The following is a 17,515-nucleotide window of genomic DNA, read 5'->3' as shown; positions in this document are numbered from 1 at the left end:
TGCGTGCCGTTCGGCATGCCGATCTTGAGGAAGTCGACCGACGACTTGTTCGCGCTGTCGGCGTTGTTCGCGTTCGGCGAGTCGCCGCATGCGGCGAGCCCGCCCGTGGCGAGTGCGCTCGCCAGGGCGACCGCGAACAGTTTCCTTCTCTGCATCACGAATCTCCTCGATAAATCGCGTTTTATCCGTTATCAAGCGATGGCGTTTGGGGCGGTGCGCGGTGGGGCGGTGCGCGGTGGGGCGGTGCGCGGTGGGGCGGTGCGCGGTGGGGCGGCGCGCGGTGGGGCGGCGCGGCGGGTGGTGCTTGGAGCGGTGGCGCGGTTGGGGCGGTGGCGCGGTTGGGGCGGTGGCGCGGTTGGGGCGGTGGGTTTGAAGCGGGCGGTCGGGCGGGGGAGGGCGTGCGGCATCGCGGCGCCGGCCTGGGGCAGGCGTCGTCGGTGCGAGGGGCGCAGGGGCCTACCGCCGGCCCACGGGCCGGCGTTTTTCGTTATGGGGGAAGGCTTTTAGAGGGTGGTGGAGGAGCGGGGAGTGAAGGTGGTGGGAATGACGGTGGGGCGGTTGGGCAGGGGTGTGCCCTCGAAGTGGCCGAGCAGCGCGCGTGCCGCTGCCTCGCCCATCTCGCGCAGCGGTTGGTGCACCGTGCTCAGCGGCGGCTGGGTGTGCGCCGCGGTCGGTATGTCGTCGAAGCCGACCACCGCGACGTCCTGCGGCACCCGCTTGCCGTGGTCGAGCAGCTCACGCATGGCGCCGATGGCGGCCAGGTCGTTGTGCGCGAACACGGCGTCGAAGTCCACTCCGGACTCCAGCGCGGCCCGGACGCCGGCGGCGCCGGCGGCGGTCGTGAAATCGCCGGGATGCACCCGGTCGGTGGTGATGGGGTGCCCGGCCTCGGCGAAGACGTCGGCGAAGCCGGTGAAGCGCTGCTGGGTGCAGCCGAAGCGGTCCGGTCCGGTCACCATCAGCGGCCGGGTGCGGCCGATCTCGAGCAGGTGGCGCGCGGCCGAGCCGGCGCCGTCGTGGTTGGTCGTCCCGATGCTGGGGATCTGGCCGGACGCCTGGTGGCGGTCGTCGATGAGCACCACCGGCAGTCCCCGGGCGTGCAGCGTGGCGATGTAGTCGAGGGTGCCCTCGGGCTCGATGACCAGCAGGCCGTCGAACGACTTGGCCGACACCTGCGCGCCGAACTGGCGCATCGACTCCTCGCCACGGTTGCAGGTGAACAGCAGCAGGCCGTACCGCTCGGTCTCGAGCACGTCGACCGCGCCCTGGATGACCTCGCCTATCCACGGCCAGGTGAGCGACGGCACGAGCATGCCGACCACCCGGGTGCGGCCGCGGGCCAGGCCGACGGCGCGGGCGCTGGGCACGTAGCCGAGCTCGTCGATGACCGCGCGGACCCGCGCGGCGGTCGACTCGTCCAGCTCGCCCTTGCCGTTGAGCACCCGGGACACGGTCGTCTTGCTGACCTTGGCCCGAGCCGCGACGTCGGCGATGGTGATCGGCACTTGTCCTCCGTTAGTTCTGGCCGCCGCTGTCACCGGAACGTTGCCTCAAGGTTTCGGAACCGGTTTCGGGAGCGGTTCCGGCAGTTAACGCCAGTGAGGCCGGTCACGTCAACGGGGTCAAATCAATATTTAGGTTTCAGTGCGATTACGGCCGTCGATGGGAGCGCTCCATTGACGAGAATCAGGACGAAACAGTCGCCACCGTCGATGCGAGATGGGGCAGCACGATGCCCAATGGGGCATCCACGACGACCCCCGCGTACGGCTCGCCGCGCGTCACGCCGCGGTTGACGATCGCCACCCGGATGCCGTCCTTGACCGCCCGCAGCACGAACCGGCGGCCCGACATGACGGTCAGCGAGGAACCCAGCACCAGCAACGTCCGCGCCCCGGCGACAAGGCCGAAACTGCGCGAGACCCGCTCGGGCGGCACCGTCTCGCCGAAGTAGACGACGTCCGGCTTCAACATGCCGCCGCACGCCATGCAGTCGACCACCGTGAAGCCGTCGAGCTCGGCGTCGTCCAGTTCCACGTCACCGTCCGCGTTGACCGCGGTGGCCACGCCCCGGAATTCCGGGTTGGCGTCGTCCAGGCGCGCGGCCATCCACTCGCGCGGGGTCAGCTCACCGCAGTCCAGGCAGACGATGCGGGCCAGGTTGCCGTGCAACTCGACCACATCGCGGGCGCCGCCGGCCTGGTGCAGCCCGTCCACGTTCTGCGTGATGATGCCCTGGACCGCGCCCGCCTCCTGCAGCCGCGCGACCGCGCGGTGCCCGTCGTTCGGGCGGGCCTCGCCGATCGTGCGCCAGCCCAGGTGGCTGCGCGCCCAGTACCGCCGGCGGGCGACCGGGTCGCGGGTGAACGCCTGATAGGTCATCGGCGTCGAGCGCCGGGCCGAGCCCGACGGCCCCCGGTAATCCGGAATGCCGGAGTCGGTGGAGAGCCCGGCGCCGCTGAGCACCACCACGCCGCCCTCGGAGATCCAGTCCTCGAGCTCGGCCACCTGCCGCACTACCTGTAGGTCCACGCCATCAATAGTCCGTCGCCGCTGAGTGCGTCACAACGCTTATGCGGCTGTCCTGCCTTTCGGCCGGGCGGTCCCGGTCTGACCCGCCGGGGCGGTGCCGGGTTGACGATTCTCAGCCGCCTGCCTCGCGGGCGAGGTCTTCCGGGTGGCTCCACGTCCTGCCGCCGGGCCACTCCCGGCGGTGATCACCTCAGCCGCGTGCGCGGCGAGATTGCGTGCGGCGTTCAGATCCCGGTCAAGAATCAGGCCGCACAAGGTGCACTTGTAGGTGCGCATCCCGGCGACGTTGAGGTCCTCGACCACGATCGTGGTGTGTTCGCGGGCGAGGCGAGTGGTGAGTTGGTGCAGGCCGTCGCGGCGCAGGTTCGCTATCCGGGCATGGGCGCGGCTGATCCGTACGCGGGCGTGCTCTCACCGGTGGAAAGCACAGCGAGATGCTTGATGCCGACGTCCACGCCGACCACCGACTCCGGCCGGGCGGCCGAGATTTCACGCTCGATCTCGACGGTGAACGCCACGAACCACCGCCCGCCTTCGCGCCGGACGGTTGCCGACATGATCTGTGCTGTGCCGGCCTCGATGCGGCGGGCCAACTTGCGTGCGGACTCGTGCAGTTTCAACCGGCCCAGCCGCGGCAACACCACATGCATCCGATTCTCGGCGTTCCACACCTTCCGCAAAGCGGGCAACGAACAGCCCATCGACGGGGTCAGCAGTTCGTCGTCCACGCCGTAGGAGCGTTCCGCTGCCCGCTGATCCATCACGGCTTTCACCCGGGCGAGTGCCCAGTTGTGCGCCTTGCGAGCTGAGAACGCTCAACCGGCAACAGTTGGGTCCCTCTTTCGGTGAACAGAGTGTCGTCGGCGTAACTCGTGCGAGCCCGTGCGCGTTTCCGCCCGATTCGGTACGTTGGTCGCGTGGCAGCAGTGACGCGTGTGCTCCCCCGTCATTGGGACGGGCGCCGCCTCCTGCGCTTCCTCACCGGCCTGGCCATGCTGGCGCTCGCCTTCACGGTGCCCGCCACCCCGCCGGCCGCGCCGGCTGCGCCCGTCGCGGTTGTTTCCTCCGTACGGGCGGAAGCCGCGAGCGAGACCCGGACGGCGACCCTCGTCGACGAGCCCGAGCCCGCTCCTCCGGTGAGCGTGCCGGTGCTGATCGCCGCGACCGTGATCGTGCTGCTCGCCGGAGCCACCCTCCGGGTCCGCCCGGTCCGCGGGCCGCCGGCTCACTGAGCCCGTCCGCCGCGCCTGTCGTAAGTCACCTTTCCTATATCCGCCCACGAAACGATCGTGAGGTTGCGATGGAAACCGCCCTGGAAAGCTTCTTCGTCTCCCTGCCCCTGGCCGTCGCGCTCTGGCTGTTCCTGCTGCTCGGCATCGCGATCGCCGTCGCCGCCATGGCGATTCCCCGGCACGCGCCGGCCCCGTCACCGGCCGAGGCCGAGGCCCAGCGCTACGCCGACGAGGTCACCGTCGCGGCCGGACGGGCCGCCGAGGCCGCCGCCCGCAGCCGCGCCGAGTGGGAGGCCACCCAGCACCGGCTCGACGAGGCCTGGCTGGCCTTCGACACCGCCGACCAGGCCGCCCGGCGCACCACCCGGGCCGGCGCCTATCCGCTGATGAGCCGCCGGCGCAAGCCCGGCGAGAACCAGGTGCGCCAGCGCTACCTGCACCACGCGGCCACCGTCGCCTGCCGCCACCGCGAGATCTCCATCGCCCAGCTCAACGACATCCTGGCTCACCGCGGGTGGAACCCGCGCCTGCACCCGGTCGTGCAGGAAGCCGCGCTGCGCAACGCGATCCGCGCCCACCGCCTGGCCGAATACCAGGCGCTCCAGGAGCGTGAGCGCGAGCTGTGGGAGACCGCCGAGAAGGACGCCGACGCCCTGCGCGTCCTGCGGGCCGAGGCCGCCACCGCGATCGCCCGGGCCGGTGTGCGCCCGCGCCCGGCCGACGAGCAGTGGTTCGCCGACCAGTGGTCCACCGGCGAGATTCCGGCCACCGCTTAGTAATCCGCTGTGGTCTGCGTACGGACCAGGGTGGGCGGGTACCGTAGCCGGGCAGGCCGATTGAGAGGGCAGGAGGGCCGGCGTGGCGACAACCCCGGCAGGGCATCCGCCGGTGATCCGGATGCACCGGGCCGCCCGGGTGGAGGACGCGCTTCACGAGATCGTCGAGCGCCGGCTGCGCAACCGCGGCTGGCAGCCGGTGATCACCGCCTACACGGGATACGGTGCGCCCGGCTGGGCCCGGGTGATGGCCCGCGTCGTGCTCACCCGTGGCCCGCAGAAGAGCAAAAGGCTGGAAAAGGTCCGCGGCTGGCGCAGCTTCACGACCTCACCGGTCAACGGCGCCATCGTCAAGATCCAGGTCGGGGACAGCATCACCGAGACCCGCACCGACCGCAGCGGCTATGTCGACTGCCGGGTCAAGGGCGACCTCGAGCCCGGCTGGGGCAAGGTCCGGCTGTTCACCGAGGGCGCGGCGCCGGCCGAGGCCCCGATCCGCGTGGTCGACCCGGAGTGCCGCTTCGGGCTCATCTCCGACATCGACGACACGGTCATGGTGACCGCCCTGCCGCGTCCGCTGCTGGCCGCGTGGAACACGTTCGTGCTCGACGAGCACGCGCGCATGGCCGTGCCCGGCATGGCCGTGCTCTACGAGCGGCTGATCACGGCGAACGCGGGCGCGCCGGTCTTCTACCTCTCGACCGGCGCGTGGAACGTGGCGCCCACCCTGTCGCGCTTCCTCTCCCGCCACCTGTACCCGGCGGGCCCGCTGCTGCTGACCGACTGGGGGCCGACCCCCGACCGCTGGTTCCGCAGTGGCCAGGAGCACAAGCGGGCCACCCTGCAACGGCTGTCCCAGGAGTTCCCCAAGATCCGCTGGCTGCTCGTCGGCGACGACGGCCAGCACGATCAGGAGATCTACTCCGAGTTCGCGCACGCCCACCCGGACAACGTGGCCGCCGTCGCCATCCGCCGGCTGTCACCCACCCAGTCGGTGCTGGCCGGCGCGGTGCCCGGACCGTCCGGTGACCCCGAGGCGGTCGGCTCCGGCGGCAAGACCTGGTTCTCGGCCCCCGACGGAGCCGGGCTCTGGTCGCTACTCCGCGACACTGATGTTGTCTGAGGCGGCTGCTTCGGCCACCCTCTGGTGCAGCCGGTCCCGGATCTCCTCCGGGGTGTACTGCCTCCGGCGGCGCTCCGCCCGCGCGACAACGGCGCCCGTCGCGGCGACTCCCGCCAGACCGGCCAATCCCACTACCTTCCACCAACGCATCACCCGAGGATAGACACCGTGGATGCCGCCATCAGCCTCGACGAGGCCATCGACCTGACGCGCACTGGGGACATTTGGATCTTCCGCGGACGATCCGGCCCCGACCGGGCGATCCAGACGCTGACCAACAGCCCCGTCAACCACGTCGGCATGTCGATCGTCATCGAGGACATGCCGCCCCTGATGTGGCACGCCGAGCTGGGAAGGTCCCTGCCCGACCTGTGGTCCGGCACCTTCCAGCGCGGCGTCCAGCTGCACGACCTGCGCGACGCGGTCACCGTGTGGGCCCAGCGCTACGGTCAGCGCGGCTGGCTGCGCCAGCTGGAGCCGGGCGTCACCGCGGCCATGGAGGACAAGGCCCTGAAGACGGTGGCCCGCCTCGACGGCACCCCGTTCCCGTCCTCGGCCCAGCTGGCCTGGCGCTGGGTGCGCGGCCGGGTCCCGCAGATCCGCCCCCGCTGGCGCCTGCGCGGCGGCAACGGCCCCGCCACCGACGCCGACCTCGAGACCGCGTACTGCGCCGAGGTGGTCGCGGTGACGTACGAGGACATGGGTCTTCTCCCCAAGGGCCGCCAGCCCAACTGGTACGACCCGGGCCGCTTCTGGAGCGGCGACGAGCTGGAGATGTGCGCCGGCTTCAGCCTGTCCGACGAGATCCAGGTGTCGGTGCCGACTTGAGATGTTCCCCGGCCTCGGCCGGACAGCCGCCCCGCCGTTCGCGCCGGGCGACGGCGGCGTAGCGGACCAGGTCGACGTTGACACCGGCGGCGCCGCTCGGATCGTGCACCCGCAGCCGTACGTCCAGGCTGATCTCGGTGCCGCCCCACCCCTGCGCCTCGACGTTGAGGTGGGCGACCTTCTGCGACTTGAGGTGCGGCATGTAGGCGAGCGGCGCCAACTGCACCTTGTCGGTGCCCAGAGCGTTGCGTTTGGACCGCATCTTGGAGTCCGGATTCTCAACCAGGTTCCGGAAGTCCTCGGTGCCACCGAGATTGACCTGGTACGAGCTGGTCAGCGTCAGCCCGCGCTCCTCGAGCAGCCGGAGCAGGGCGTGATGCAGCACCGACGTACCGAACTGGCTGGCCAGATCGTCCCCGATCAGAGGGATTCCCGCGTCCTCGAAACGCCGCAGAAGCCCGGGGTCCCGGGCAACGGGATCCGCGGTGGTGTTGATGAAGGCGAGACCGGCTTGCAGCGCCGCCTCGGCGTAGGCCCGCGCGACGTCCGGCCGCCCACTGGGCGCGGAGTAGAGCACAACCTCGGCGCCGGCCAGCTCCCGCGCGACCCGCTCGATCTCCTCGCTTCCGGCGAGCCCGCGCCGAACCGTCACACCGCTGGGCGGCAGGTCACCCTCGCGGAGCCGGGGAAAGTTGTTGGGCGCCTCGAAGATCGCCTCGTGAAGGTCCCTGCCCACTTTGGCGTCAGAGATCGCAAAGGCCGTGACGATATCGATGTCACCGACGCCCAGCCCACCGATCTCCACGCGGTGGAGGCCGACAAGGCTGCCGGTGGCCCGATAGAAGTCGATCCCCTGCACAAGAGCCGAGGTGTTGTTCCCCACCCCGACAACGGCCACTCTCACTTTGTCGATCACGGCACGGAGGGTATCCAGGCCCCGCACCCTCGGCGGGGCGTCAGCCCCGCCGGGGGTCGACATCGCCGCGGCCGCGCGGGAGGGTGGTGGCATGGGCGCCGCGCTGATCGGCCGGGTGGCCGAGGTGGTCGCGCTCGACCGGCTGCGGGCCGGGGCCGAGCGCGGCGAGGGCGCCGTGGCCCTCGTGACCGGCGACGCCGGCGCGGGTAAGACGGCACTGGTCGAGGAGGCCGCCGCCCGGGCCGCGGCGGCGGGCATGGTCGTGCTGATCGGCCGCGCCGATCCCGACGAGGGCGCGCCCGCGTTCTGGCCGTGGACGAGGCTGCTGTCGCCCGGCGGAGGGCCGGCGTCGAAGATCCCGGCGCTGCCGGATGGGCTCTCCCCGGAGCTGCTGACACTGTCGGAGGAGGGTGAAACCGTTGCGGCGGCGCGGTTCCGGGCCGTTCAGCGGACTGTGGCGGCGCTTCGGGAAGCGGCCGAAAATCGGCCGATGCTGCTGGTGCTGGAGGACCTGCACTGGGCCGACGAAGGGTCGCTGGCGCTGATCGGCGCGCTCGCCCGCGAGATCGGCCGGGCGCGTCTGCTGCTGGTCGGCACGAGCCGCACCGACCTCGACCTGGACGGGGCCGAGGTGCTCGCCCTGGAACCGTGGGACGTGGCCGCGGTCGGCGCGTACGTCGACGCGCAAGGGCAGGGAAAGGCGCACGGGACGTGGGCGGCCGAGGTGCATCGGCTCGGGGGTGGAAATCCGCTCTACACAAGGGAATTGACCCGGTTGCTGGTCCGCGAGGGGCGGTTGGGCCGTCCCGTGGGCGACCTCGACCTGCCGGCGGGACTGCGGCGGCTCGTGGCACGGAGAACAGCGGCGCTGAGCGAAGCCTGCCGCCGGATGCTCGGCGTGGCGGCGGCGTGCGGAGCCGAGATCGACGTGGTCGTGCTCGACCGGGCAACGAGCACCGCGGCGGCCGGTGCGGCGGCTCGTGGCGCGGCGGCGGAAGGTCCAGGCGCGGGGGCGGCCGGGGCCGCGCTTGCTGAAGCGGTCGGGGCCGGGGTGCTGGTCGATGATCCGTGGGTGCCGGCTCGGGTGCGGTTCGTGCATGAGCTGGTGCGGGAAGCGCTCTACGCCGGACTCGACCGGGGGGAGCGGATCGCGGTGCACGCGGCGCTCGCGGAGGCGCTGACCGAGACCAAGGGCGGGAGCCTGGCGGAGATCGCCCGGCATCGGGTGCGGGCGGCGGCGGACGCCGGGTCGCGCGAACAGGCGGTCGCGGCTTGTGTTGCGGCGGCCCGGGAATCGGTGCGAGGGCTGGATTATCGGGAGGCGGTGCACTGGTTCTCCAGGGCGCTCGAGAACGCGCCCGGCGATGCCGGATTGCGCTTGGAGCGGGCCGAAGCGGCGTACCGGGAAGGAAGTCTCGATGTGGCCCTGGCCGATTGCACCGCGATCGTCGATGAGGTGGGTGCGCCGGCCGCGCTGGTGATCCGTGGGGTGGCGGGGCCGCTCGCGCCGGCCCTGATGAGGCTGTGCGAGCGCGCCCTCGAACGCGAACGAGCGCGCGAAGGCGACCGGGCGCGCGAAGGGGGTGGGCCGGAGATAGCCAAAGTGCTGGCGCAGTATGCGTTCCTGCTGGCCGATGAGGGTGACCCGGCTGAGGCTCGGCGGATCAGTGGGGAGGCCATGCGGCTGGCGCAGCTGTCGGGGCGGGCCGATGCGCTTGTGGCGGCCGTCCACGCTCGGCATCAGGTGCTGGATCCGGCGGCGGAGGCGGATGAGGTCGTGGCGCTGGCCGAGCGCAGCTGTGAGCTGGCCGGGCCCGGTGGGCGGCCCGATGCCGAGCTGTGGGGGCGGGTCTGGCTGCTCGACGCTCGGCTCATGCGCGGGGAGCTGACCGAGTTCGACGCCGAAGCGGCCCGGCTGGCGGGGCTGGCCGACCGTCTCGGGTGGCCGGTCGCCCGGTGGCATCTGCTGCGGGCCCGCGCGGCCCGGGCTCTGGTCGGCGGGCGGCTCGCCGACGCGCGCCGTTATGCCGAGCAAGCCCGGGAGCTGGGGGAGCGGTCGCAGGACGAGACGGCGTACTACCTCTATCTCGCCTTCCTCTGTGGACTGTCCGAGCACACCGAGGACTGGGGGTGGGCGAATCTGGCCGACTTCGCACGCGACGACATGCCGATCGCGGTGGCTCAGGTGGGGTTGATGGCCCGCGGGATCGGGGACCGGGAGGCCGCCGCCGAGTGCACGCGCAGGCTGCGGGTCGCCCTCGACCGGCTTCCGGCCGATCCGCGCCGCGCCTTCGTCGTGGTGATGACCGGGGAGCTGGCGGCGTGGACGGGCGATCGGGAGCTGGTCGCGGACTGCTACGAGCGGGCCCTCCCGTACGCCGGCCTGTATTTGAACTCGATGTCCAGTTGTCAGGGTGCCGTCGACCGGTCGCTCGGCATCATGGCGGGGGCGCTCGGCGCGGCCGGCCCGGCGGAGAGGCATCTGGCGGCGGCGGTCGCGATGGAGGAGAGGATCGGGGCGCCGTTGTTCGCGGCGCTGGCCCGTGTGGCGTACGCCCGGCAGGTCAGAGAGAGCGACCCGCGTCTCAGCCGGAAGCTGGCCGCCGGAGCCTCCCCGCTGAAGAGCGCGGCCGAGCTCTCCCGCGACGATCTGACGCCCCGGGAACGGGAGATCGCGGGGCTGGTCGCGGAGGGACTGTCCAACCGGGCGATCGCCGAGCGGCTGTTCCTGTCGGAGCGGACGGTCGAGACGCACGTACGCAACGTTCTGGCCAAGCTCGGGCTCACCCGGCGCACCGACCTACGTGGCTCATCTCAGTACCGGCACTGAGGTTTCCGGGCCGGCGAGCGCCGAGGCTCGGGAGCATGACTACTGACGTGCACACCGAACTCGTTCCCGGCACCTACACCATCGACCCCGCGCGCTCGGCCTGCCGGCTGACCGCCACGCACGTCTTCGGCCTCAAGCCGGTCGCGGCGACCATGTCCCTGCGCGGAGGCACCGTCACGGTCGCCGCCGATCCGGTGGCCTCGACCGCCTCGGCGATGTTGGAGGCGCAGACCTTCAAGTCCGATGATGTACGCCGGGACTCCGACATCAAGGGCAAGCGATTCCTCGACGCGGAGCGCCATCCGGTGATCGGCTTCCGCAGTACCCGCTTCCACCGCGACGCGTCGGGCTGGCGGCTCACCGGCGTCCTGCGCGTCCGCGGTCACGACAGCGAGGTGACGCTCGCCCTGGAGACGGCCGAGCCGTCCGCGGGCGGCTGCCACTTCGTCGCCACCGGCGTGGTCGACCGGGTCGAGGCCGGAGTGAGAACCGGCCGGGCGATCATCGCCCGGCCGGTTCGGATCACTCTCGATGTGTACGCGTCCGCGTCAGCGGCCTGAGCGGCGGCTATTTGTGTGGGGCGCGGCGCCGAACAGGACTAGCGGCCTGAGCGGCGGCCGCCCACGCGGGTGCCCGCGCTGAACGCGGCCGCGCCGCCCGCGGAGGCGGGGCGGGCCTGGCCCGACGACGAGCCGGAGCCGCGGGACTGGCTGGTGTGCACCGGCGTGGAGCCGGTGCCGCCGCGACGGCCGCGGCCGCCACCCGAACCCTGCGATTGGCGTCCGCCCGCGCCCTGCTCGGTGCGGGGGCGCTGGGCGCGGCCCTCACCGTGGCGGGTCGTGCTGGCCACCTGCTCCGGGCGCGACTCGGCCGGACGGCCGGCACCCCGCCCGCGGCCGCGGCCCCGGCGGCTGCGGCCCGCACCGGCCGGAGCGTCGCCGTCGGCGGAGGAAGCGGAGGAAGCGGAAGACGAGGCCGGAGCCTCCACCGCCGCCTGGCGGGGCGCGACGAACACGCGCTCGCCCGGGGCCAGCTCGGACAGCAGCGGGTCGCCGGGGCGGGTGCGGCTGGTCGTCGGTCGGACGCCGGCCTTGCGGGTCAGGTCGCGCACCTCCGACTGCTGGTCGTCGGTCATCAGGGTGACGACCGTGCCCCGCGCCCCGGCCCGGGCCGTGCGGCCCGAGCGGTGCAGGTACGCCTTGTGCTCGACCGGCGGGTCGGCGTGGATCACCAGGGCGACGTCGTCGACGTGGATGCCGCGGGCCGCGATGTCGGTCGCCACCAGGGTCTCGGCCGTGCCGTCGGAGAACGCGGCCAGGTTGCGGTTGCGGGCGTTCTGGGCGAGGTTGCCGTGCAGCTCCACCGCCGGTACGCCGGCCTGGTTGAGCTGGCGGGTCAGCACCTTGGCCCGGCGCTTGGTGCGGGTGAACACGACCGTACGGCCGGGGGCCGCCAGCAGGTCCACCAGGACCGGGAAGCGGTCGTCACCCCGTACGTGAAGAACGTGGTGGTCCATCTGCACCGGCGCCTCGGTGGCCGAGTCGACCGAGTGCGTGACCGGCTTGTGCAGGAAGCGCTTGACCAGCACGTCCACGCCGTTGTCGAGGGTGGCCGAGAAGAGCATCCGCTGGCCCTCGCGCGGCGTCTGGTCCATCAGGCGGCGGACCACCGGCAGGAAGCCCAGGTCGGCCATGTGGTCGGCCTCGTCGAGCACGGTGATCTCGATCGAGTCGAGCGACGCGTGCCCGTTGCGCAGGTGGTCGTCGAGCCGGCCGGGGCAGGCCACGAGCACGTCGACACCCGCCTTGAGGCCCTTGATCTGCGGGTTGGCGCCGACGCCGCCGAAGACGGTGAGGGTGCGCAGACCGAGCTTGGCCGCCAGCGGCGCCATGGTCGCCTCGATCTGGGTGGCCAGCTCGCGGGTCGGTGCCAGGATCAGCGCCCGCGGGCGGCCGGGGCGGCGCGGCGACTTCGAGGAGGCCAGCCGGGCCAGGACGGGCAGGACGAACGCGTACGTCTTGCCGGAGCCGGTGCGGCCCCGGCCGAGCACGTCACGGCCGGCGAGCGAGTCGGGCAGCGTGGCCGCCTGGATCGGGAAAGGGGTGGTGATGCCGAGGTCGGCGAGGGCCGTGGTCAGCACGGCGGGCACGCCGAACTCGGAAAAGGTGGTCATGTAGCGGTTGCTCCAGATGGGTCGAGGGGTCGTCCTGCCCGGCGCAGACTTTGTTCTCAGTCGCGGCGCGTGGTGGCCGATCCGTCGGACCGTTGAGACCGGTCCGGTGACGGCCCGAGGCAAGACAGTGCGGACCGCGAGATCAAGTGTACCCGTTCGGGGAGATGCAACCCGCCTGCACCCGAACGGGACCCGAACAGCACTCAGCGAGGATCACCTTTCTCCTCAGCGCCGGAACTCCCCCCACCGGCCGGTACGCGAGGAGACCCCCCATGATGAGCGGAGACGATCGCCGTCGCGCCGACATCGTCCAGGAGCACATGCCGCTCGTCGGCCACCTGGTCCGCGAGATGCTCGCGAGGGTTCCGGCCCACGTCAACCGGGACGACCTGATGTCCGCCGGGTACGCCGCGCTGGTGCACGCGGCCCGCGGTTTCGACGACTCGCGCGGTGTGCCGTTCGCCCGGTTCGCCGCGGCCCGGGTGCGTGGCGCCCTGCTGGACGAGCTGCGCGGCCTCGACTGGGCCAGCCGTTCGGTGCGGCAGCGGGCCCGGCGCACCGACTCGGCCCGCCAGGAGCTCACCGCCGAGCTGGGCCGCAACCCCACCGCACAGGAGGTGGCGGACCGGCTGGGCTGCTCGGTCGAGGACATCGAGTCGGCCGACGACGACGTGCAGCGGGCCGTGGTGTTCAGCCTGCAGGGCTTCACCACGGCCGGCGCCGACGACATGGTGACCGAGCCGAGCGCCGGGCCGGAGGAGATGCTGATCCGGCGGGAGCGGCTGGGCTATCTGCGGCACGCGATCGAGGCGCTGCCGGACCGGCTGCGCGCGGTGGTGCAGGGCTACTTCTTCGAGGAGCGGCCGATGGCCCGGATCGCCGAGGATCTGGGCGTCACCGAGTCGCGTGTGTCACAGCTGCGGGCCGAGGCCCTGCTGCTGCTCAAGGACGGGCTCAACACGCACCTCGACCCGGCCCTGGCCGCCCCGTCGAAGGAGGGCTGTGTGGCCCGCCGGCGGACGGCGTACTACGACCAGATCGCCAGCCGCGGGACGCTGAAGACCCGCCTGGCCGTCACCGGACCGGACGGACTGCCGGTACCGGTGGCGGCCTAGGCGAGGCGTTACTGGTTGGCGCAGGTGCCGGCCTTCTTCTGGGCGGCGATCGCCTTGGCCGCGCCCTGCTTGTAGAGGGCCAGGCCCTCCTTGGCGGGCTCCAGCTTCCAGGCGTCGCCCTCGTACACCATCGTGTACGACTGGGCGGCCACGAGCTGCTTGGCGATGACGATCGCGCGGTCCGTGCCCTCCATCCGGGCGCTGGTCAGCTGGATCGCCAGGCCCTTGCGGGAGCAGGCCACGTTCAGCTTGACGTAGTCGTCCTTGCTGATCGCCTGCTTGCCGGCGGCGGTGTACATCTCCCAGGCGCCGGCGAAGTCGCCGCCGGAGAAGCGGTCGAACACGGTCTGCGCGGCGGCGCGGGCGCCGTCGATGGTCTTGGCCTCGGGGCCGCCCTGCGCGGCCTGGGCGGCGTTGCCGGCGGGGGCGTCGTCGTCGCCGGTGCAGGCGGTGGTGAGGGTGAGGGAGGTGGCGGCGACGAGGGTCAGCGCGCCGAGACGTCGGAACGGGTGGATGCGGTTCATGACCGTGTTAATCCAGATCGGCCGTTCTCAGTAACGGCTCGCCGGGAACAGTGACCGATAGCTGACACTTTCCGGGGCGACCGTAACCTGCGCTATCCTGACCGTTTGCTGGCACAAAAAAAGCGACCTTAAAGGGTCGCTGACCCGGGAATGATACCACTAAGGGGAGTGGCATTGTCAAGCTCCGCATCGGACGACCTCCGTTCCGAGCAGGCGTACCTCACCACCCTCTACGGCCGGCTGGACAGCCTGCGCGCTCAAGCCGACGACCGGCTCCGCGGCATCCTGCTGGAGTCCGGCGGCACGCCGCAGGGCCGCACGCAGCGTGAGGCCCAGCGCGCGCACTACGCCGAGCAGCTCGCCCAGATGAACGCGGTGGAGAACGGCCTGCTCTTCGGCCGGCTCGACTTCGCCGGCGGCGAGGCGCCGCTCTACATCGGCCGCCTGGGCCTCTCGGCCGAGGAGCACGACCGCGACCCGCTGCTGGTCGACTGGCGCGCGCCCGCCTCCCGCCCGTTCTACCTGGCCACCGCGGTCTCACCGGACGGCGTGACGCGACGACGGCACCTGCGCACCAAGGGCCGGGTGCTGACCGGCATCGACGACGAGGTGCTCGACCTGCAGGACGGCGCCGCGGCCGGGGGCCGCGAGGACGTGACCGGCGAGGCCGCCCTGCTGGCCGCCCTGACCGCCAACCGCACCGGCCGGATGCGCGACATCGTCGAGACCATCCAGGCCGAGCAGGACGAGGTCATCCGGGCCGGCCTGGCCGGCGTCATGGTCGTGCAGGGCGGGCCGGGCACCGGCAAGACCGCGGTCGCGCTGCACCGCGCGGCCTACCTGCTCTACACGTACCGGCAGCAGCTCACCAAGCAGGGTGTGCTGATCCTCGGGCCCAACCCGACCTTCCTGCGCTACATCTCGCAGGTGCTGCCGTCGCTCGCCGAGACCGGTGTGCTGCTGGCCACCCTGGGCGACATGTTCCCCGGTGTGCGCGCCCGCGCCGTCGAGCCGTCGGCCGCGGCCGCGGTCAAGGGCCGCCTGGTCATGCTCGACGTGCTGGCCCAGGCGGTCGCCGACCGGCAGACCGTGCCCGAGACCTTCGCCGAGGTCGACCACGACGGCTACCCGCTGCGCATCGAGCGGGCCGTCCTCGAGGACGCGCGGGCCGCGGCCCGCCGCTCCGGCCGCCCGCACAACGTGGCCCGGGCCATGTTCGTGACCGAGGCCATCCACGCGCTGTCGCTGCAGATCGCCGAGCGCATCGGCACCGACCCGCTCGGCGGTGAGAACCTGCTGTCCGAGGCCGATCTGGCCGAGACCCGGCGTGAGCTGCGCGAGGACGTCGACGTGCAGCGGGCGCTGTTCGACTTCTGGCCGGTGCTGACCCCGCGCCAGGTGCTGCGCGACCTGCTGTCGGACGCCGACCGGCTGGAGTCGGCCGGCGCCGCGCTCACCGCCGGGGAGCGGGCGCTGCTGCTGCGCGACCGCGACGCCAAGTGGACCCCGGCCGACGTGCCGCTGCTCGACGAGCTGGCCGAGCTGCTCGGCGTGGACGACACGCTGCGGGCCCGCGAGGCGGCCCGGCAGCGGCGCGAGGCCGTCGACTACGCCGAGGGTGTGCTCGAGATCCTGGCCGGTTCCCGCTCGCTCGACTTCGAGGACCAGGAAGAGGAGATCCTCTCCGCGCTGGACGTGGTCGAGGCGGGCGCGTTCGTCGAGCGGCACGAGGTGCTCGACACGCGTACCGCCGCCGAGCGGGCCGCGGCCGACCGCACGTGGGTCTTCGGTCACGTGATCGTCGACGAGGCCCAGGAGCTGTCGCCGATGGCGTGGCGGCTGCTGATGCGCCGCTGCCCGAGCCGGTCGATGACGGTGGTCGGCGACGTCGCGCAGACCTCCGAGCTGGCCGGCACGACGACGTGGGAGCAGGTCTTCGAGCCGTACGTGGGCCAGCGCTGGAACCTGGTCGAGCTGACGGTGAACTACCGCACGCCGTCGGAGGTGATGGCGGTGGCGGCCGACGTCCTGGCGGCGGTCGACCCGGCGCTGGAGCCGCCCCGCTCGGTGCGGTCGGCCGGCGTCGCGCCGTGGTCACTGCGGGTGCCGGCGGTCGCGCTGGCGGCTGAGGTGATTGCGGCTGTACGGGTGGAGGCCGCCGAAGCCGGAGAGGGCCGAGTCGGCGTTCTCGTGCCGGAGGGCCGCGAGGCCGATCTGGGCCGGGCCCTGGTCGAGGCCGTGCCCGGCGCGGCCGTCGGCGAGCAGCCCGACCTGCTCAACCAGGTCGCGCTGATGACCGTGCGGCAGGCCAAGGGCCTGGAGTTCGACGCGGTGGTGGTGGTCGAGCCCGACGAGATCATCGCGGAGAGCCCGCGCGGCCTGTCGGATCTCTACGTGGCGGTCACCCGGGCCACCCGCCGCCTGGGCGTGCTGCACACGGCCGACCTGCCGAAGGTGCTCAGCTCGCTGGCATGAGAAAAAGGGGCCCCCGAGGGGGCCCCTTTTCACGTCAGGCGGCGGTGGCGGGCGTACGCAGAAGGCCGTTGCCGTACTTGGTGTGGCCGTGCGCGTTGGTCAGCTCCAGGCGGGAGCGCACCGACGTGCTGCCCGCGATGTTGGCGTAGTAGGTGGCGCGGCGGCGCGCGGTGATGCTCTCCGGGTTGTCCGGCACCGGGGCCAGCTCCGGGTCGAGGTGGGTGTTGAGGCCGTCCTTGAGCAGCGACAGCGCCTCGGCGCGCAGCTGCGACACCCGCGACTCGGTCACGCCCAGGTCGGCCGCGATGTCGGCCATCGGGCGCTCGTGCAGGAAGTACTCGGTGATGACGACCTGCAGGCGCTCCGGCAGCGAGCCGATCGCGTGGTGCAGGTAGCCGATCTGCTCGCGGCGCAGCAGCATGTCCTCCGGGCCCGGGTTCTTCTCGGTGACCAGGTCGTCGGCCGAGCTGGTGGTGAAGCCCTGCAGCGACAGGACGGTGGCCCGCTGCACGTCGGTGTCGGTCTGCTTGAGCTCGGTGGCGGTGGTGCCGAGCGCCTGGGCCAGCTCGTCGGTGGTCGGCGTGCGGCCCAGGGCGGTGGTCAGCGCCTGGCGGGTGGTGTCGGTGGCGCGGGCCTTGGTCCGCACCGAGCGGGTCGCCCAGTCGAGCGAGCGCAGCTCGTCGAGGATGGCGCCGCGGATGCGGGTGCTGGCGAAGCGGTGGAACGGGATGCCGCGCTGCGGGTCCCAGCCGCGGGCGGCGGTGACCAGGGCGTGCAGGCCGGCGCTGGTCAGGTCGTCGCGGTGGATGTGGTTGGGGATGCGGCTGAGCATGTCGCGCACCAGGTGGCCGACCAGCGGCATGTGGGCGCGGATGTACTCCTCCTGCTCGGCGGCGGACAGCACCGTGGCGGAGGCGTTGTCGGCGTTGATGTCGGCAGCGTTCGCGATGCTGGTCATGTGCGTTTCCCCCATGTTTGTCGGCGGCCCGTT

16 protein-coding genes are annotated in these 17,515 nt (G+C 72.3%); 8 read left to right on the top strand and 8 right to left on the bottom strand.

Going from position 1 to position 17,515, the window contains the following annotated elements; genetic code table 11:
* Positions 1-503: 503 nt before the first annotated feature.
* The 4 genes from CRP55_RS35410 to CRP55_RS54075 all read right to left on the bottom strand — a co-directional run bounded on the left by CRP55_RS35410 (position 504) and on the right by CRP55_RS54075 (position 3,260).
* A complete protein-coding gene (locus CRP55_RS35410) occupies positions 504-1,505 on the bottom strand; it encodes a LacI family DNA-binding transcriptional regulator (RefSeq protein ID WP_097326086.1) in 1,002 nt (333 codons plus the stop codon).
* Positions 1,506-1,686: 181 nt separating this feature from the next.
* Positions 1,687-2,532 (bottom strand): NAD-dependent protein deacetylase, encoded by an 846-nt coding sequence (locus CRP55_RS35405; protein ID WP_438865837.1) that lies wholly within the window; start codon positions 2,530-2,532, stop codon positions 1,687-1,689.
* A 39-nt stretch (positions 2,533-2,571) separates the two neighbouring features.
* Complete coding sequence (locus CRP55_RS56330; protein WP_369076910.1) at positions 2,572-2,880, bottom strand: zinc ribbon domain-containing protein; 309 nt, start codon at positions 2,878-2,880, stop codon at positions 2,572-2,574.
* 20 nt (positions 2,881-2,900) lie between these two features.
* Entirely contained in the window at positions 2,901-3,260 is a 360-nt protein-coding gene (locus tag CRP55_RS54075) for a hypothetical protein (protein ID WP_218854780.1), read from the bottom strand.
* A 189-nt stretch (positions 3,261-3,449) separates the two neighbouring features.
* Between CRP55_RS54075 and CRP55_RS35395 the strand changes: the two genes are divergently transcribed.
* The 4 genes from CRP55_RS35395 (at position 3,450) to CRP55_RS35375 (ending at position 6,491) form a co-directional block, all read left to right on the top strand.
* Positions 3,450-3,764, top strand: a complete 315-nt coding sequence (locus CRP55_RS35395; protein ID WP_143235120.1) for a hypothetical protein — start codon at positions 3,450-3,452, stop codon at positions 3,762-3,764.
* A gap of 68 nt (positions 3,765-3,832) precedes the next feature.
* Positions 3,833-4,540 (top strand): hypothetical protein, encoded by a 708-nt coding sequence (locus CRP55_RS35390; protein WP_097326080.1) that lies wholly within the window; start codon positions 3,833-3,835, stop codon positions 4,538-4,540.
* A gap of 121 nt (positions 4,541-4,661) precedes the next feature.
* Positions 4,662-5,663: an App1 family protein phosphatidate phosphatase gene (locus CRP55_RS35385; RefSeq protein WP_097326116.1), complete on the top strand. Its 1,002-nt coding sequence runs from the start codon at positions 4,662-4,664 to the stop codon at positions 5,661-5,663.
* Between the two features lie 168 nt (positions 5,664-5,831).
* On the top strand, positions 5,832-6,491 hold the full coding sequence (locus tag CRP55_RS35375; RefSeq protein WP_097326077.1) for a hypothetical protein: 660 nt from the start codon (positions 5,832-5,834) through the stop codon (positions 6,489-6,491).
* On the opposite strand, the gene CRP55_RS35370 is transcribed toward CRP55_RS35375, so the two are convergent.
* On the bottom strand, positions 6,451-7,407 hold the full coding sequence (locus CRP55_RS35370; RefSeq protein WP_097326075.1) for an inositol-3-phosphate synthase: 957 nt from the start codon (positions 7,405-7,407) through the stop codon (positions 6,451-6,453). The two genes, CRP55_RS35375 and CRP55_RS35370, sit on opposite strands and share 41 nt — an antisense overlap.
* A gap of 91 nt (positions 7,408-7,498) precedes the next feature.
* Between CRP55_RS35370 and CRP55_RS35365 the strand changes: the two genes are divergently transcribed.
* Together CRP55_RS35365 and CRP55_RS35360 are read left to right on the top strand one after the other, a co-directional pair.
* Complete coding sequence (locus tag CRP55_RS35365; protein ID WP_097326073.1) at positions 7,499-10,237, top strand: ATP-binding protein; 2,739 nt, start codon at positions 7,499-7,501, stop codon at positions 10,235-10,237.
* A 35-nt stretch (positions 10,238-10,272) separates the two neighbouring features.
* On the top strand, positions 10,273-10,797 hold the full coding sequence (locus CRP55_RS35360) for a YceI family protein (protein ID WP_097326071.1): 525 nt from the start codon (positions 10,273-10,275) through the stop codon (positions 10,795-10,797).
* A 38-nt stretch (positions 10,798-10,835) separates the two neighbouring features.
* Here the strand turns inward: CRP55_RS35360 and CRP55_RS35355 are convergent, their stop codons facing one another.
* On the bottom strand, positions 10,836-12,410 hold the full coding sequence (locus CRP55_RS35355; RefSeq protein ID WP_097326070.1) for a DEAD/DEAH box helicase: 1,575 nt from the start codon (positions 12,408-12,410) through the stop codon (positions 10,836-10,838).
* 275 nt (positions 12,411-12,685) lie between these two features.
* On the opposite strand from CRP55_RS35355, the gene CRP55_RS35350 reads away from it, so the two are divergent.
* Complete coding sequence (locus tag CRP55_RS35350; protein ID WP_097326114.1) at positions 12,686-13,525, top strand: sigma-70 family RNA polymerase sigma factor; 840 nt, start codon at positions 12,686-12,688, stop codon at positions 13,523-13,525.
* An 8-nt stretch (positions 13,526-13,533) separates the two neighbouring features.
* Here the strand turns inward: CRP55_RS35350 and CRP55_RS35345 are convergent, their stop codons facing one another.
* Complete coding sequence (locus tag CRP55_RS35345; RefSeq protein WP_097326068.1) at positions 13,534-14,049, bottom strand: hypothetical protein; 516 nt, start codon at positions 14,047-14,049, stop codon at positions 13,534-13,536.
* A gap of 150 nt (positions 14,050-14,199) precedes the next feature.
* Here CRP55_RS35345 and CRP55_RS35340 point away from each other — a divergent pair, with 150 nt between their 5' ends.
* Positions 14,200-16,524, top strand: a complete 2,325-nt coding sequence (locus CRP55_RS35340; RefSeq protein ID WP_097326066.1) for a HelD family protein — start codon at positions 14,200-14,202, stop codon at positions 16,522-16,524.
* A gap of 34 nt (positions 16,525-16,558) precedes the next feature.
* On the opposite strand, the gene CRP55_RS35335 is transcribed toward CRP55_RS35340, so the two are convergent.
* A complete protein-coding gene (locus CRP55_RS35335; RefSeq protein ID WP_097326065.1) occupies positions 16,559-17,482 on the bottom strand; it encodes a sigma-70 family RNA polymerase sigma factor in 924 nt (307 codons plus the stop codon).
* Between the last annotated feature and the right edge of the window lie 33 nt (positions 17,483-17,515).

The sequence above is a fragment of the Paractinoplanes atraurantiacus genome (assembly GCF_900215205.1).
GTDB classification, from domain to species: domain Bacteria; phylum Actinomycetota; class Actinomycetes; order Mycobacteriales; family Micromonosporaceae; genus Actinoplanes; species Actinoplanes atraurantiacus.
Note: the sequence above shows the minus strand (reverse complement) of the source record. Positions and strands in the feature narration are given on the sequence as shown.

Bases quoted from the DNA above. Each gene is read 5' to 3' on its own strand.
- CRP55_RS35355 (WP_097326070.1), bottom strand. From the start codon at position 12,410: ATGACCACCTTTTCCGAGTTCGGCGTGCCCGCCGTGCTGACCACGGCC.
- CRP55_RS35340 (WP_097326066.1), top strand. From the start codon at position 14,200: ATGATACCACTAAGGGGAGTGGCATTGTCAAGCTCCGCATCGGACGAC.
- CRP55_RS35335 (WP_097326065.1), bottom strand. From the start codon at position 17,482: ATGACCAGCATCGCGAACGCTGCCGACATCAACGCCGACAACGCCTCC.
- CRP55_RS35365 (WP_097326073.1), top strand. From the start codon at position 7,499: ATGGGCGCCGCGCTGATCGGCCGGGTGGCCGAGGTGGTCGCGCTCGAC.
- CRP55_RS35390 (WP_097326080.1), top strand. From the start codon at position 3,833: ATGGAAACCGCCCTGGAAAGCTTCTTCGTCTCCCTGCCCCTGGCCGTC.
- CRP55_RS35385 (WP_097326116.1), top strand. From the start codon at position 4,662: ATGCACCGGGCCGCCCGGGTGGAGGACGCGCTTCACGAGATCGTCGAG.
- CRP55_RS35360 (WP_097326071.1), top strand. From the start codon at position 10,273: ATGACTACTGACGTGCACACCGAACTCGTTCCCGGCACCTACACCATC.
- CRP55_RS35350 (WP_097326114.1), top strand. From the start codon at position 12,686: ATGAGCGGAGACGATCGCCGTCGCGCCGACATCGTCCAGGAGCACATG.
- CRP55_RS35345 (WP_097326068.1), bottom strand. From the start codon at position 14,049: ATGAACCGCATCCACCCGTTCCGACGTCTCGGCGCGCTGACCCTCGTC.